This is a genomic window from Belnapia arida (assembly GCF_016773205.1).
Lineage (GTDB): Bacteria > Pseudomonadota > Alphaproteobacteria > Acetobacterales > Acetobacteraceae > Belnapia > Belnapia arida.
On sequence record NZ_JAETWB010000001.1, the window covers coordinates 253,111 to 266,652 of the forward strand.

The following is a 13,542-nucleotide window of genomic DNA, read 5'->3' on the forward strand; positions in this document are numbered from 1 at the left end:
CTCAGCGCCCCCTATAGGGTTTGGGGTCGGTGACGTAGCCGTCGCGCAGGTCGGCGGCGAGCGCGGCCGGATCGCGCTCGGCGGGCGGGCCGTAGCCGCCGCCGCCGGCGTAGCGCATGACGAGGCGCGTGCCGGGGACGATGGTGGTGCGGGATTTTGGATGCGGCCGCGTGCCGTCGCTCATCACGATCTCAGCCGCCGCGCCGGGCGCGCCGCCGAGCAACCCGCCGGCCGGATGGTCGCGCCGGTCGGAGAGCAGCGAGAGGCGGAGCGGCCCGGGCGAGCGCACCTCGATCACCGCCTCCTGCCCGAGCCCGCCGCGGAACTGGCCGGGCCCGCCGCTGTCGGGGCGGAGCTGCTTGGCCCAGACGACGAGCGGGGCGACGCTCTCGAAGGCCTCGATGCTGCCGGCACCGGCATTGGTGGGGAAGGCGGTGGTCGGCAGCCCGTCGCGGTGCGGGCAGGCGCCCATGCCGCCCGAGGCGAAGAGCACCTGGCTGAACCGGTCCCCCGCCCGGTCGAGGCCGGAGAACAGCGCCCGCATGGTCGGCGCCCCGCCGCATTCGGCGATGACCTGGCGCGGGATGACGTCGCTCATCGCCTTGTAGATGGCGCCCGCCAGCAGGTGGCCGGTGAGCTGCCGCGCGCTGACCGGCGCCGGGAAGCGCGGGTTGAGGATGCTGCCCTCCGGCGCCCGCACCTCGATGGCGCGGTAGCTGCCCTCGTTGCGCGGGGTGAAGGGGTCGAGCGCGCATTTCACGGGATAGACGGCATAGGCATGGGTGTAGTTCATCACGCAATTGATGCCGCGATCGACCTGCGGGCTGCTGCCGGCGAAGTCGATCACCATGCGCTCGCCCTCGACCGTCACGGTGCAGGCGATGGTCGTCACATGCTCGTCGAAGCCGTCGGCCTCGATGCTGGCGGACCAGCTGCCGTCGGGCAGCGTGGCGATGGCCTGCCGCATGGCGCGGTCGGCGCGGGCATGCAGCGCGCGGCCGAGGGATTGCAGGTCGTCGAGCTTCGCATCCTCGAGGAACTCGGCGAGGCGGGCGGCGCAGACCTCGTTCGCGGTGATCTGCGCCTCGAGGTCGCCGAGCACCTGCTTCGGCACGCGGACATTGGCGAGGAAGAGCTCCAGCAGCGCCTCGTTCCGCACCCCCTCGCGCAGCAGGCGCATCGGCGGGATGCGGACGCCTTCCTCGAAGACCTCGCGGCAATCGGCCGACCAGAGGCTGCCGCCGACATCCGGGCTATGGGCGATGGAACCGGCGAAGCCGACCAGCGCGCCGCGGTGGAAGATCGGCGTGACGGCGGTGATGTCCGGCAGGTGGCCGGTCGCCAGCCAGGGATCATTGGTGACGACGCAATCGCCCGGCCGCCAGTCCTCGGCCGGGAAGCGTTGCAGGAAATGCTTCACCGTCTTCGGCAGGATGCAGGAGAAGCTGGCGATGCCGCCGGTATTCTCGCTGATGCTGTCGCCGTTGCGGTCCATCAGCACGCAGGCGAAGTCATTGGATTCGCGGACGATGGTGGAGAAGGCGGTGCGCAGCAGCGCCGCCGCGGCCTCGTCGGCGATGGAGATCAGCCGGCTCCAGAGGATCTCGAGGGTGATCGGATCGAAGCCTTCGTCCTCGGCCATGCCTGCATCCCCTGCGGTTCTGGGGAGCCTATGCGGCGCGGGCAGCACCCCGCAAGATTGACAGCGCCCGCCATGCCGGAGAGGCTTGCGGCCCGGAGGAAATTCATGCGCCCCATTGCCCGGCGTCCCCTGCTGGCCGGCCTGCTCGCGGCCCCATCGTTCGCGCGGGCGCAGCCGACTTGGCCAAGCCGGCCGGTGCGGGTGGTGGTGCCTTTCCCGCCAGGCGGCTCCAACGATGTCGTCGCGCGACCCCTGGCGGATCGGTTGCAGGCGCGGCTCGGCCAGCCCTTCGTCGTCGAGAACCGCGGCGGCGCGGGCGGGGCGATCGGCGCCGGCCAGGTCGCGCAGGCGCCGGCCGATGGCTATACGCTGATGGTCACCTCCTCCTCCTTCCCGACCAGCGCCATCCTGCAGAAACCCGGCTGGGATGCGGAGGCGAGCTTCGACGCGGTGGCGCTGCTGGCGCGCGCGCCCTTCTTCATCATGGTCAACCCGGAGGTTCCGGTGCGCGACGTGAAGGAGCTGGTCGCGCTGGCGAAGGCTAAACCCGGCGGCCTCGACTACGCCACCTCCGGCGCCGGCGGGATCAACCACTTCATCTCCGAGTATTTCTGCCAGCGCGCCGGCATCCGCATGAACCATGTCCCCTATCGCGGCACCGCGCCGGCGGTGACGGACCTCGTGGCGGGGACGATTCCGGTGATGATCACGACGGTCGCCAGCGCGAATGCCGCCATCCGCGATGGGCGCGTCCGCGTCATCGCCGCGACGGCACCGGGCGGCGGGTTGCCGCCGGAAGCGCCGCCGGTGCCGACCGTGCGCGAGGCCGGCATCGACTACGAGGCCGCCATTTGGTGGGGGCTGCTGGCGCCGCGCGGCCTGCCGGCCGATACGCGCGCCGCAATCCATGCGGCGGTGAATGCGGCGCTCGGCGATGCTAACCTCGCCCGCATCTATGCCGCGGAGGGGGCGACGCCCTCGCCGGTCGGGCCGGAGGAATTCCCTGCCATCCTGCATGCCGATCTCGCCCGCTGGCGCGAGGTGGCACGCATCGCGGAGATCCGCGCCGAATGACGCCGCATCGCCACGAATTCGATCCCAACGCGACGGGTGCGCTGCACGGGCTGCGGGTGCTCGACCTGTCGCGCCTCGTCGCCGGGAATGTGCTGACCAAGGTGCTGGCCGACCACGGTGCCGAGGTGGTGAAGCTCGAGCCGCCGGAGGGCGACACGCTGCGCGCCTGGCGCATCCGCGGCGTTTCCACCACCTGGAAGACGCTGAGCCGCAACAAGCTCTCGGTCTGCCTGGCGCTGCGCGATCCGCGTGCCATTGAGGTGGTGAAGCGCATGGCAGCGGAGGCGGCGATGCTGGTGGAGAGCTTCCGCCCCGGAGTGCTGGAAGCGATGGGCCTCGCGCCGGAGGTGCTGCTGGCGATCAACCCGCGCCTCGTCATCGTGCGCATCAGTGGCTGGGGGCAGGATGGGCCATACCGGCACAAGCCGGGCTTCGGCACGCTGGTCGAGGGCTATGCCGGCTTCGCCGCGGTCAACGGCTTCGCCGATCGGGAGCCGGTGCTGCCGCCGATGTACATGGCCGACGGCTATGCAGGGCTCTATGGCGCGGCAACGGCGATGATCGCGCTGCGCCATGCGGAGGCGACCGGGCAGGGGCAGGTGATCGACCTGACGCTCTTCGACCCGATCCATGTGATGATGGAGCCGCAGCACGCCAACTGGCAGCTCACGCAGCAGTTGAAGCCGCGCACCGGCAGCCGCAGCACCAATGCCGTGCCGCGCAATGCCTACCAGACGCGCGATGGCGGCTGGGTCTGCCTCTCCGCCTCGACCCAGGGGATGACGGAGAAGCTGTTCCGCAACATCGGCCGACCGGATTTGATCGAGGATCCGCGCTTCCGCACCAATGCCGACCGGGTGCGGCACGGCGAGGCGCTGGATGCCATCATCGGGGCCTATATCGCGGAGCGGAGCCTCGCCGAGGCGCTCGCGCATTTCGACGCGGCGGGCGTCACGATCGGCCCGATCATGGATGCGGAGATGCTGGTTGGAGACCCTTACGTGATCGAGCGCGAGGCGGTGATCGCCGTGCCCGACGAGGAGATGCCGGAGGGCTGGCTGCCGATGCATGGCATGGTGCCGCGGCTCTCGGCGACGCCCGGCATCCTCGCCCGGCCGGCGCCGCGCCTCGGCGAGCATAACCACGCCGTGCTCGGCCCGGTGCTCGGCGAGGATGAGGTCGCCCGGCTGCGGGACGCGGGCGTGTTGCGCGAGGGGTAACACCCGCATCCGGAACCATCCGCCTCCCTGGCTGTTGTGCCGGCGAAGCGGGAGGCCCTGGTCATGCGGCTCGGCGACGAGAGGGAAAGCGGGAATATCGAGGACCGGCGCGGGAGCGGCGGCCGCGGAGGCCTTCCGATCGGCGTGGCCGGCGGCGGGCTCGGCACCATCGCGCTGGTGCTGGTGGCGCTGTTCTTCGGCGTCGACCCCTCGGTGATCCTCTCGGGTGGCGGCGGTGGGCAGCCGGATGCGCCAGTCGCGCGGCAGGAGGGCGGCGGCTCGCCGGATGCAGCGGATGACGGGCAGCGCCGCTTCGTCGCGCAGGTGCTGGCGACGACGGAGGATGTCTGGACGGAGGCCTTCCGCCGCGGCGGCAACACCTATCAGCCGCCGAACCTCGTGCTGTTCAGCGGCACGACGCAGAGCGGCTGTGGCACGGCGCAGACGGCGACGGGCCCCTTCTACTGCCCGCTCGACCAGAAAGTTTATCTCGACACTGCCTTCTTCCGCGAGATGGAGCGGCGGCTCGGCGCGCCGGGCGACTTCGCCCGCGCCTATGTCATCGCGCATGAAGTCGGGCACCACGTGCAGAACCAGATCGGCGTGCTGCGCCGCGTCGAGGCGGAGCGGCGCGGGATGGGTGAGGCGGAGTCGAATGCGTTGCAGGTGCGCGTGGAGTTGCAGGCGGATTGCTTCTCCGGCGTCTGGGCCAACCGCACGCAGCAGACGCGCCGTGTCCTTGAGCAGGGCGATATCGAGGAAGGGTTGAATGCCGCGGCGGCGGTTGGCGACGACAGGCTGCAACGGCGCTCGCGCGGCGTGGTGGTGCCGGAGAGCTTCACCCATGGCAGTTCCGCGCAGCGCGTGCAGTGGTTCCGCCGCGGGCTGGAGGCGGGCGACCCGCAGGCCTGCGACACGTTTGCGGGACAGCCCTGATCCTGGCCGCTCGAACGGCAATCGCAACGAACGCAATGCCCCGCTTCCCGTTAGCACCGCAATGGCTCGCTACAAGCGGGCCATGGCCACGACACGGGAAAACAAGACATGCGCAAGACGAGCCTTAGCCTGGCATTGCTGGGCGCCATCGCCGCCCTGCCGGCCCTCGCCCAGACCGCGCCCGACCGCACTGGCGCCACTGCCCCTGGCGCCACTGCGCCGAGTGCAACTGGCGCCAATGCGCCGAGCGCGCGTACCGAGAGCACGCCGCCCGCCGTCACCACGGACAACGGCACGCGCACCGCGACCAACCCGGCCGCGGGCGCCAACAGCTTCACCGAAGGCCAGGCGCGCAGCCGCATCGAGGCCGCCGGCTTCAGCGGCGTGGACAACCTGCAGAAGGACGACCAGGGCATTTGGCGCGGCCGGGCGACGCGGAACGGCCAGCAGGTTTCCGTCTCGCTCGACTTCCAGGGCAATGTGACGACCCGCTGAACCACCCGACACGGTAGGAGATTCCACCATGGCAACACGCACCATCGCGCGTCTTTTCGACAATTATTCCGACGCGGCCGCGGCTGTCCGCGACCTGGAGGCGGCCGGCTTCCAGCATGACGACATCAGCCTCGTCGCGCGCGGCGCCGAGGACAGCGCGACCACGACGCCGACCACCAGCACCACCGACGTCGCCGACAACGGTGTGGGCAACACCGGCACCGGGACCGGCGCGGGCACGGGCGCGACGCTCGGCACGCTGGTCGGCGGCGGCGCCGGTCTGCTCGCCGGAATCGGCGCGCTGGCGATCCCGGGGCTCGGGCCTATCGTCGCGGCCGGCTGGCTCGTGGCGGCGCTGACCGGCGCCGGCGTGGGTGCCGCGGCGGGCGGCTTGCTCGGCGCGCTGACCCAGGCGGGGCTCGGCGAAGAGCATGCTGAGGCCTATGCCGAAGGCGTGCGGCGCGGCAGCAACCTCGTCACCGTGCGTGCCGAGGAAAGCCGTGCGCATGAGGTCGACGCCATCCTCTCGCGTCACAATGCGCAGGAGCTTGACGTGGGCACCGGCCGCTGGGACGAGGGCGGCTGGGTGCGTGGCGACGCGGCGACGGGCGCGGCGGACACTGCGGTGCCTTCCCGTGCCGCGGCGACGCCGGGCATGGCAAGCCCCGCGGGCGGCCTTGGCACCGCAGCCGGCATCGGCACCACCACGGCTGCGGGGCAGATGGGCACCCGCACCGGGCTGGGCACGCGGACGGATGCCGCGGTCGGCGCCCCGGACGGCACGCCAGGCAACCCGCCGGGCACGCAGGCCTCGCGCGGCCTCGACCAGGTGGCGGGCACCAATGTCAGCGGTGCGCACCCCGAGAATGAGACCGGGCGTGGGACGGGCCTGGGCAGCAGCGCGCCGGACGGCACGCCGGGCAACCCGCCCGGCACCCAGGTGTCGCGCGGCATCGACAAGGTGGCGGGTACCAATGTGAGCGGCGCCCACCCCGAGAACGAGACCAACCCGAACCGGAATCCCGATCGGGCCATTTAAACCGGCAGGGCCCGTCGCGCGATGACCGCGACGGGCCCGCCACCATCCGGGCCCTGATGTTCAGCGCCGCCGCTGACAAAGATGTCGGTGCGGCCAACGGCCCCGGCGATGACGCCGCCGACCAGCGCCCGCGCATGACGCGTGGCGTTGATGTCGCTGTCGTCCCACATGATATGGCGCTGGCCGCGGATGCGGCCGGTGGATGAGGGCTCCGCCTTTGCCAGCACCGCGACGAGGCGCTCCGCGGCGGCGGGGGCGAGCTGGCCGTCTTCGGCCGGCAGGCCGGCCAGGCGCATGGCGCGGTGCACGGCGGGCAGGTCGATCGCATCCTGCATGACCGCATGGGCGATGGCGAGATCGCCCGACCACGCCGTGCTGTTGCCGAGGACAATTACCTCGCAGCGCTCCAGCTCGACGCCGGCCGAGGCGCTGGCGACGGCGGAAAATCGCTTCCAGTTCCGGCCGATATCCTCCGGCAGGACGGCGTCCACCTCGCCGAGGGCCAGCGCCACGCCGAGGGCGGAGGCGCCGCGCGAGAGTCCCATCGAGGCATAGGTGTCCTCCGTCGCCACGGACGCGCCGGCGGTGGCGATGCGCTCCGTCGTCAGCAACGGGCACTTCACCTGGACGTAGTGCACCTCCGTGATGGCAGCCGCCTCCATGGCTTGGTGGACGGCGGTGGCGACGGCCTCGGCCTGGGCGGGGCGGCCGATCTCCTCGGGGGCGAAGTCGCGGGTGAAGCCGGTGCCGATGGCGAGCGCGCCGGCCGGGTTGGGCGCATCGCCCGCCTCCACCGTGAAGACGAGGAAATGAGGGGAGAGCCCGCCCTCGGTACCGCCGGACATGACGAGTGCGACCCGGGCGGCGGCTTCGACGCCCATATGGCGCGCGAGCATCAGCGTCAGCGACTGCACGGCGTATGCGCGGGTGAAGTCGTTGACGCAGCCGTTCCCCTCGGTCTTGCCGAGGATCGCCACGATGCCCGAGGGGTCGAGCCTGCCCGTGGTGATGAGGTGCTCGATCGCCGCGGTGTCGCCCGGGTGGCGCATGGGAACGCGGTGGAGGGCAGCGCGGCGGGGTGTCGGCATCGGCGGGGGCTTCCGGAAGATGGTTTCAGTGGCACCATAGCGGTGCGAAGGAGATTCCCGCATGTACAGCACCATCACGCTCGCCGGGCGCGGCTACCGCTTCATCCCCGCGGTGTTCCAGTATTCGGGCGGCGTCGCGGCGCTGCTAGGCTGGCGGCTGGAGCGGGTGCGCTTCGCCGAGCCGGTGCCGCTGACGGCAGGCTTCGCGCGGATCGCGGACTATCTTGGTCAGGCCGGGCTGCCGCTCACGGCCTTCTGCGCCTGCGAGTTGCGCTCGCCCGCGCCCTTCACGGATGCCGGCTTCCGCAGCTTCAACGAGGGCTATGCGACGGTGCTCGGCGAATGGGGCGTGCTGACCGAGGGGCACAATCCCGTCGCGCGGAGCAATGTCTGCCCGGAGATCGCACCGCCCACGGAGCCGGCCTTCCATGCCTTCACCTTTGCGCTGCCGGATGCGGCGGCGGGGCCAAGCTTCGTCGTCGCAGGCAGCGGGGAGAGCGTGGAGGGCAAGGCGACCTATGCGGAAAGCACCATCGCCTACCGGGACCTATCGCCGGCGGGCCTCCGCGCCAAGGCCGACTATGTGCTGGGCGAGATGGAGCGGCGGATGGCGGCGCTCGATGCGGGGTGGCGGGGCACCACGGGGGTGCAGGTCTATACGGTGCATGACATCCACCCCTTCCTTGGCGACGCCTTGGTGCGGCGGGGGGCGGCGCGGCATGGCGTCACCTGGCAGCACTGCCGGCCGCCGGTGGTCGACCTTGAATACGAGATGGATTGCCGCGGGCTGCCGTTGGAGCGTGTGGTTTGAGATCTTCAACCAGCGTGCGGGCAAGGCCCCCACTTCGCGGGAATGACCGCTGGGATTTGAGGATTTTATGGGTTTAAGGAGATCTGGTGAGCAGCGGATGCGGCCTGGGATTGGGCTTTAAATCCTATACCCGGGCCGTATCCGTCATGCAAGCTCAGTTGGCAACGGTGAAGCGGCGGCGGGAATGGGCCGGGCGTTCCAGCTCGTCCACCAGGGCGATGGCGTAGTCCTCCATGGAGATGCGGCTGTTGCCCTCGGTATCCGTCAGCAGCTGGTCGGCGCCGAGGCGGAAGCAGCCGGTGCGCTCGCCCGGCTCGAAGATCGCGGCGGGTGAGAGGAAGGTCCAGTCGAGCGCCTGTTCGCCACGCAGGATGTCGAGGAAGGCACGTCCGGCGCTGGCCTCGGGCCGGTATTCGGCGGGGAAGCCGGGCGCGTCGATCAGCAGCTGGCCGGGGGCGACCTCCAGACTGCCGGCGCCGCCCACGACGAGGTAGCGCGGCATGCCTGCCCCCTTCACCGCGCGGATCAGCCGGTGCGGGTCGGTGCCGGCGAAGGGCAGGGCGTTGATCACTGCGTCATGGCCGGCCAGGAGGGCGGCGAGGCCCGCTTCGTCAGCCGCATCGCCGCGCGCGGGGGTAAGGCCTGGGGCGGCGGCCAGCCCCTCCGGGTGGCGGGCAATGCCGGCGACGGCATGGCCGCGCCGCAGCAACTCGGCAAGGAGGCGGGAGCCGGCGCGGCCGGTGGCGCCGAGGAGGGCGATCTTCATCCTGATTTTCTCCGTAGGTCTCGGATGGGAACCAGGTGGCCTAGAGTAATTCTGGTCGCAAGAAGGCACCTTGCGGTGCGCTGGTTACCAGGGAGAAACCCCGATGCTGCTGCCCAACCCCTATTCGGCGGACTGCCCGACCCGGCAGGTGCTCGACCGGATTGCCGACAAATGGACCGTGCTGGTGCTCGGGCTGCTGGAGGCCGGGCCCCGGCGCTTCAACAGGCTGCGGCGGGAGGTGGAGGGGCTGTCGCAGAAGATGCTGGCCCAGACGCTCCGCGGCCTGGAGCGGGACGGGCTGGTGACGCGCACCGCCTTCGCCACCGTGCCGGTGACGGTGGAATATGCGCTGACGCCGCTCGGGCGGACGCTGGCGGCAGCGCTGCGGCCGTTGATCGACTGGGCAGAGGCGCGGTTCGGCGAGGTGGCGGCAGCGCAGCGCGCCTATGACGCCCGGGACCCGGGGCGCGATCAGGCGGCCTGAAGCCAGCCCCCGGCCGCGCCGCGGGCAACGGCCTCGCCGACCAGCAGCAGGGCGGGGCCACCCGTGACCCATCCCGGCGCATCGGCGGCGATGCTCTCCAGCGTGCCGCGGAGGACGCGCTGCTGCGGCGTGCCGCCGCGCTCGATCACAGCGGCGGGCATCGTGGGCGCCATGCCCTCGGCGACGAGGGCATCGCGCAACGGCGCGAGGGTGCTGATGCCCATGTAGATCGCCAGGGTCTGGCCCGGCTGCACCAGTCCCCGCACATCGACCCCGCCGTCGCGCCGGTGGCCGGTGACGAAGGTGACGGCGCGGGCTGCGTCGCGATGGGTCAGCGGAATGCCGGCACCGGCGGCGCAGGCGAGTGCGGCGGTCACGCCGGGCACGACCTCGCATGGAATGCCGGCCTCGGCGAGCGCTTCCGCCTCCTCGCCGCCGCGGCCGAAGATCAGCGGGTCGCCGCCCTTGAGGCGGACCACGCGGCGGCCCTCGCGGGCGAGGCGCACCAGCAGGGCGTTGATGTCCTCCTGCTTCATGCAGTGGTTGGCCCGCGCCTTGCCGACGAAGATGCGCTCGGCATCGCGGCGGGCCATCTCCAGCACGGCCTCGGTGCCGAGGCGGTCATGGACGATGACATCGGCCTCGCCGAGCAGACGCAGCGCCCGCAATGTCAGCAGATCCGCCGCGCCGGGGCCGGCGCCGACCAGATGGACGATGCCGCGGGGGCGGGCCTCGGCCTGTTCGAGGGCGGCGGTGAAGGCGGCATCGGCCTCGGCCTCGCGGCCGGCCAGCGCCAGCTCGGCGGGAGGGCCGGCGAGCGCCGTCTCGAGGAAGCGGCGGCGGGCGGAAAGGTCGGGCAGGCGGGCGCGGACTGCGGATTTGAAACGGTCGGCCATGGCGGCGATGCGGCCGAGGGTGGGGGGGAGAATGGCCTCGATCCGCTGGCGGACCATGCGGGCGAGGACGGGCGCGGCGCCGCCGGTCGAGACGGCGATGGTGACAGGCGCGCGGTCGATGATCGCCGGCATCAGTGCGGTGCAGAGCGCGGGGCGGTCGACCACGTTCACCGGGATCCCCCGTGCGCGGCAGGCGGCGGCCAGCGCCTGCAGCTCGGCCTCCGGCGCGTCGGCGCCGATGGCGAGGGGGCAGCCATCCAGCAGGTGCTCCTCGAACTGCGTGGCGAAGCGGATCTCGGCGCCGGCGGCGCGGAGCGGCTCCGCCTTGCGCTCCGCCACCTCGCCGCTGCCGAGGACCAGCACCGGCCGGGCCTGGAGGTCGAGGAAGACGGGAAAATGCTGCATCAGGCGGGTTCCGGCACCGGGGTCTTCGCAAGCAGGGCGGCGATCTCCGGCCGGCAGGAGCCGCAGCCCGTGCCGGCCCGCGTTGCCTCGCCGACCAAGGCGAGCGTGTTAGCACCGCGGGCGATGCTTGCGCAGATCACGGATGCGGCGACGCCGTGGCAGATGCAGATGGTTGGCGAGGGGGCGGAGCCATCAGCCGGGGCACCGGCGAGCAGGGCGCGGCGGGCGGCGCTGCCGATGGCGGGTTCGGGAAAGAGGGAGAGGAGCCATCCGCGCGGCGGCAGGGCGGCGGGGTCTGGGGCGAGGAAGAGGCAGGCGAGCAGTCGCCCTTCGCGGAGCAGGGCGGCGCGGTGGAGGCTGGTGGCGGGATCCTCCAGCAGAACCCAGGCCGCAGCGGGTTCCTCGACCAGGGCGCGGAGGCGGGCGAAGGCCTCGGCGGGAGGCTCGGTGCCGGCCATTTCGTGGTGCCAGAGATCGGGGCCAGCCGGGATGAGGGCGGTCCAGTCGGCGAGACCGGTGCCGAGGCTGCGGCGGGCCAGGAGGAAGCCGTGCCATTCCATCGGCGCGGGGGCGAGGCGGATGGGGGTGTGCTTCAGCTCGGGCTGGCCGCTGACCGGGTCCACCGCCGGGTTGACCGAGGCATTGATGCGGGCGGCGGGGGCGAAGCGGGCGGTCCAGTGCATCGGCACGAAGACGGTACCGCGGGCCATCCCCGGCTCGTGGCGGAGGCGGAGGGTGGCCTCGCCCCAGGGGCTCTCGATGCGGGCGAGGCTGCCATCCGCCAGGTCGGGGGCGTCTGCCGGGTGAATGGCGGCAGTCGGCTCGGGGCTATGGGCCATGAGGCGGGGGACCGGGCCGGTGCGGGTCATGGTGTGCCACTGGTCGCGAAGGCGGCCGGTCAGCAGGGCGAGGGGATAGGCGGCGCCGGTGGGGTTCGCCGGGGGGCGGTAGGGGGTGGGGGTGAAGCGGGCGGTGGGGGTGAGGCGGCCGCCCTCCGTGCCGCGACGGGGGACGGGCCAGCGGACGGGGGGGAGGGCGGCGTATTCGGCGTCGGTGAGGTCCGAGAGGCCGGAGAGGTCGAAGGCGCGGGGGGCGGGGCGGGCGAGGCCGGTCAGCGCCGCATGCTCGCGGAAGATGGCGGCGGGCCCGGTCCAGGCGAAGGGCCCGGACCAGCCGAGGCGGGCTGCGACCTGGGCGATGGCCCACCAGTCCGGGCGGGCCTCGCCGGGGGCGGGGCGGAAGGCGCGCTGGCGGCTGATGACGCGCTCGCTGTTGGTCACCGTGCCGTCCTTCTCGCCCCAGCCGAGCGCGGGGAGGCGGATGCGGGCGAGGTCCAGTGTGTCGCTCTCCCGCGTGCAGTCGGAGGCGACGAGGCAGGGGGTGCGGCGCAGCGCCTCGCGCACCCGGCCGGCATCGGGGAGGGAGATCGCGGGGTTGGTCGCCATCACCCAGAGGGCGCCGATGCGGCCCTCGCCCGCGGCGCGGAACAGGTCGACGGCCTTGAGGCCGGGGCCGGCGGCGAGGTTGGGTGCGTCCCAGTAGTCACGCAGCGCCGTGGCCTCGCCAGGCCTGTCCCAGTCGAGATGGCCGGCAAGCGTGGTGGCCAGCGCGCCCACCTCGCGGCCGCCCATGGCATTCGGCTGGCCGGTGATGCTGAAGGGGCCGGCGCCGGGCTGGCCGATGCGGCCCGCGAGAAGATGGCAGTTGATGATGGCATTGGCCTTGTCCGTCCCGGCCGAGGACTGGTTGGCGCCCTGGCTGAAGAGGGTGACGGCACGGGGCGTCGCGGCGAACCAATCGAGGAAGGTGGCGAGGAGTGCCGGGTCGAGGCCGGTTTCGCCATCGGCGGCGGCGAGCGTGGCGTCGAGGCCGGGGGCGTCGCTGCGGAAGCCTTGCGCGTGGAGGTGGCGGAGCAGGGTGTTGAAGAGGGCGACGTCGCGGCCGGGGGCGATGGGAAGGTGGAGGTCGGCGCCCTCGCAGGAGGCGGTGCGGCGCGGATCGATGACGACGAGGCGCATGGCCGGGCGTGCGGCGCGGGCGGCCTGGAGGCGCTGGAACAGGATCGGATGGCACCAGGCGAGGTTGCTGCCGACGAGCACCACGAGGTCGGCGAGTTCGAGGTCCTCGTAGAGGCCGGGGACGAGGTCCTCGCCGAAGGCGCGGCGGTGGCCGGCGACGGCGCTGGCCATGCAGAGACGGGAGTTGCTGTCGATGTTGCCGGTGCCGAGGAAGCCTTTCGCCAGCTTGTTGGCGGCGTAGTAGTCCTCGGTCAGGAGCTGGCCGCTGACGTAGAGGGCGGTGCCTTGCGGGCCGTGGTCGGCGAGCGCCTTTCGAAAGCCTTCTGCCACGGCGTCGAGGGCGGTGTCCCAGCTCGCTCGCTTGCCGTCCACCTCGGGATGGAGGAGGCGGCCGGGCTGGTCGAGCGTCTCGCCGAGGGCGGTGCCCTTGCTGCAGAGACGGCCACGATTGGCGGGGTGCTCGGGGTCACCGCGCACGGTTCCATCCGCGCTGGCGAGGACGCCGCAGCCGACGCCGCAATAGGGGCAGGTGGTACGCGTGTCGGCCATGGGGATGCGCCTGTCGAATGCGGGAAGGCTGGCGCCTTTCGCGGCTTTGCCGCAGAAGGCGGGGCGAGCCCTTGGGCATGAGCGAAGAACGGGGCCCCCGCGACGCCGCGTCAGCGGTG

Annotated in this window: 12 protein-coding genes; 7 read left to right on the forward strand and 5 right to left on the reverse strand. The window is 72.3% G+C overall.

Features of this window, described 5'->3' with window-relative positions:
• Position 1: 1 nt before the first annotated feature.
• The gene (locus tag JMJ56_RS01395) at positions 2-1,642 is read right to left on the reverse strand and encodes a hydantoinase B/oxoprolinase family protein (protein ID WP_202829815.1); all 1,641 of its coding nucleotides are present in this window, start codon (positions 1,640-1,642) and stop codon (positions 2-4) included.
• 105 nt (positions 1,643-1,747) lie between these two features.
• Here JMJ56_RS01395 and JMJ56_RS01400 point away from each other — a divergent pair, with 105 nt between their 5' ends.
• From JMJ56_RS01400 to JMJ56_RS01420, 5 genes are all read left to right on the forward strand, one after another.
• The gene (locus JMJ56_RS01400; protein WP_202829816.1) at positions 1,748-2,716 is read left to right on the forward strand and encodes a Bug family tripartite tricarboxylate transporter substrate binding protein; all 969 of its coding nucleotides are present in this window, start codon (positions 1,748-1,750) and stop codon (positions 2,714-2,716) included.
• Entirely contained in the window at positions 2,713-3,936 is a 1,224-nt protein-coding gene (locus JMJ56_RS01405; protein ID WP_202829817.1) for a CaiB/BaiF CoA transferase family protein, read from the forward strand. The genes JMJ56_RS01400 and JMJ56_RS01405 overlap by 4 nt, the downstream gene beginning before the upstream one ends.
• A 63-nt stretch (positions 3,937-3,999) precedes the next feature.
• Entirely contained in the window at positions 4,000-4,872 is an 873-nt protein-coding gene (gene ypfJ / locus JMJ56_RS01410; protein WP_202829818.1) for a KPN_02809 family neutral zinc metallopeptidase, read from the forward strand.
• A 108-nt stretch (positions 4,873-4,980) separates the two neighbouring features.
• A complete protein-coding gene (locus JMJ56_RS01415) occupies positions 4,981-5,367 on the forward strand; it encodes a hypothetical protein (RefSeq protein WP_202829819.1) in 387 nt (128 codons plus the stop codon).
• A gap of 28 nt (positions 5,368-5,395) precedes the next feature.
• Positions 5,396-6,406, forward strand: coding sequence for a hypothetical protein (locus tag JMJ56_RS01420; protein ID WP_202829820.1), 1,011 nt, complete (start codon positions 5,396-5,398; stop codon positions 6,404-6,406).
• Here JMJ56_RS01420 and atzD read toward each other — a convergent pair.
• Positions 6,403-7,494, reverse strand: a complete 1,092-nt coding sequence (gene atzD, locus JMJ56_RS01425; protein ID WP_202829821.1) for a cyanuric acid amidohydrolase — start codon at positions 7,492-7,494, stop codon at positions 6,403-6,405. The genes JMJ56_RS01420 and atzD overlap by 4 nt on opposite strands.
• Before the next feature lie 61 nt (positions 7,495-7,555).
• Between atzD and cnbZ the strand changes: the two genes are divergently transcribed.
• Positions 7,556-8,305, forward strand: coding sequence for a 2-amino-5-chloromuconate deaminase CnbZ (cnbZ, locus tag JMJ56_RS01430; protein ID WP_202829822.1), 750 nt, complete (start codon positions 7,556-7,558; stop codon positions 8,303-8,305).
• A gap of 154 nt (positions 8,306-8,459) precedes the next feature.
• On the opposite strand, the gene JMJ56_RS01435 is transcribed toward cnbZ, so the two are convergent.
• Complete coding sequence (locus tag JMJ56_RS01435) at positions 8,460-9,071, reverse strand: NAD(P)-dependent oxidoreductase (protein WP_202829823.1); 612 nt, start codon at positions 9,069-9,071, stop codon at positions 8,460-8,462.
• A 103-nt stretch (positions 9,072-9,174) separates the two neighbouring features.
• On the opposite strand from JMJ56_RS01435, the gene JMJ56_RS01440 reads away from it, so the two are divergent.
• Positions 9,175-9,555 carry a winged helix-turn-helix transcriptional regulator gene (locus JMJ56_RS01440; protein ID WP_202829824.1) on the forward strand — a complete coding sequence of 127 codons (381 nt, stop codon included), beginning with the start codon at positions 9,175-9,177 and terminating at the stop codon, positions 9,553-9,555.
• Here the strand turns inward: JMJ56_RS01440 and cysG are convergent.
• Together cysG and JMJ56_RS01450 are read right to left on the reverse strand one after the other, a co-directional pair.
• Entirely contained in the window at positions 9,543-10,856 is a 1,314-nt protein-coding gene (cysG, locus tag JMJ56_RS01445) for a siroheme synthase CysG (RefSeq protein WP_202829825.1), read from the reverse strand. The genes JMJ56_RS01440 and cysG overlap by 13 nt on opposite strands.
• The gene (locus JMJ56_RS01450; protein WP_202829826.1) at positions 10,856-13,423 is read right to left on the reverse strand and encodes a nitrate reductase; all 2,568 of its coding nucleotides are present in this window, start codon (positions 13,421-13,423) and stop codon (positions 10,856-10,858) included. Before JMJ56_RS01450 ends, cysG begins: the two co-directional genes overlap by 1 nt.
• Positions 13,424-13,542: the final 119 nt, after the last annotated feature.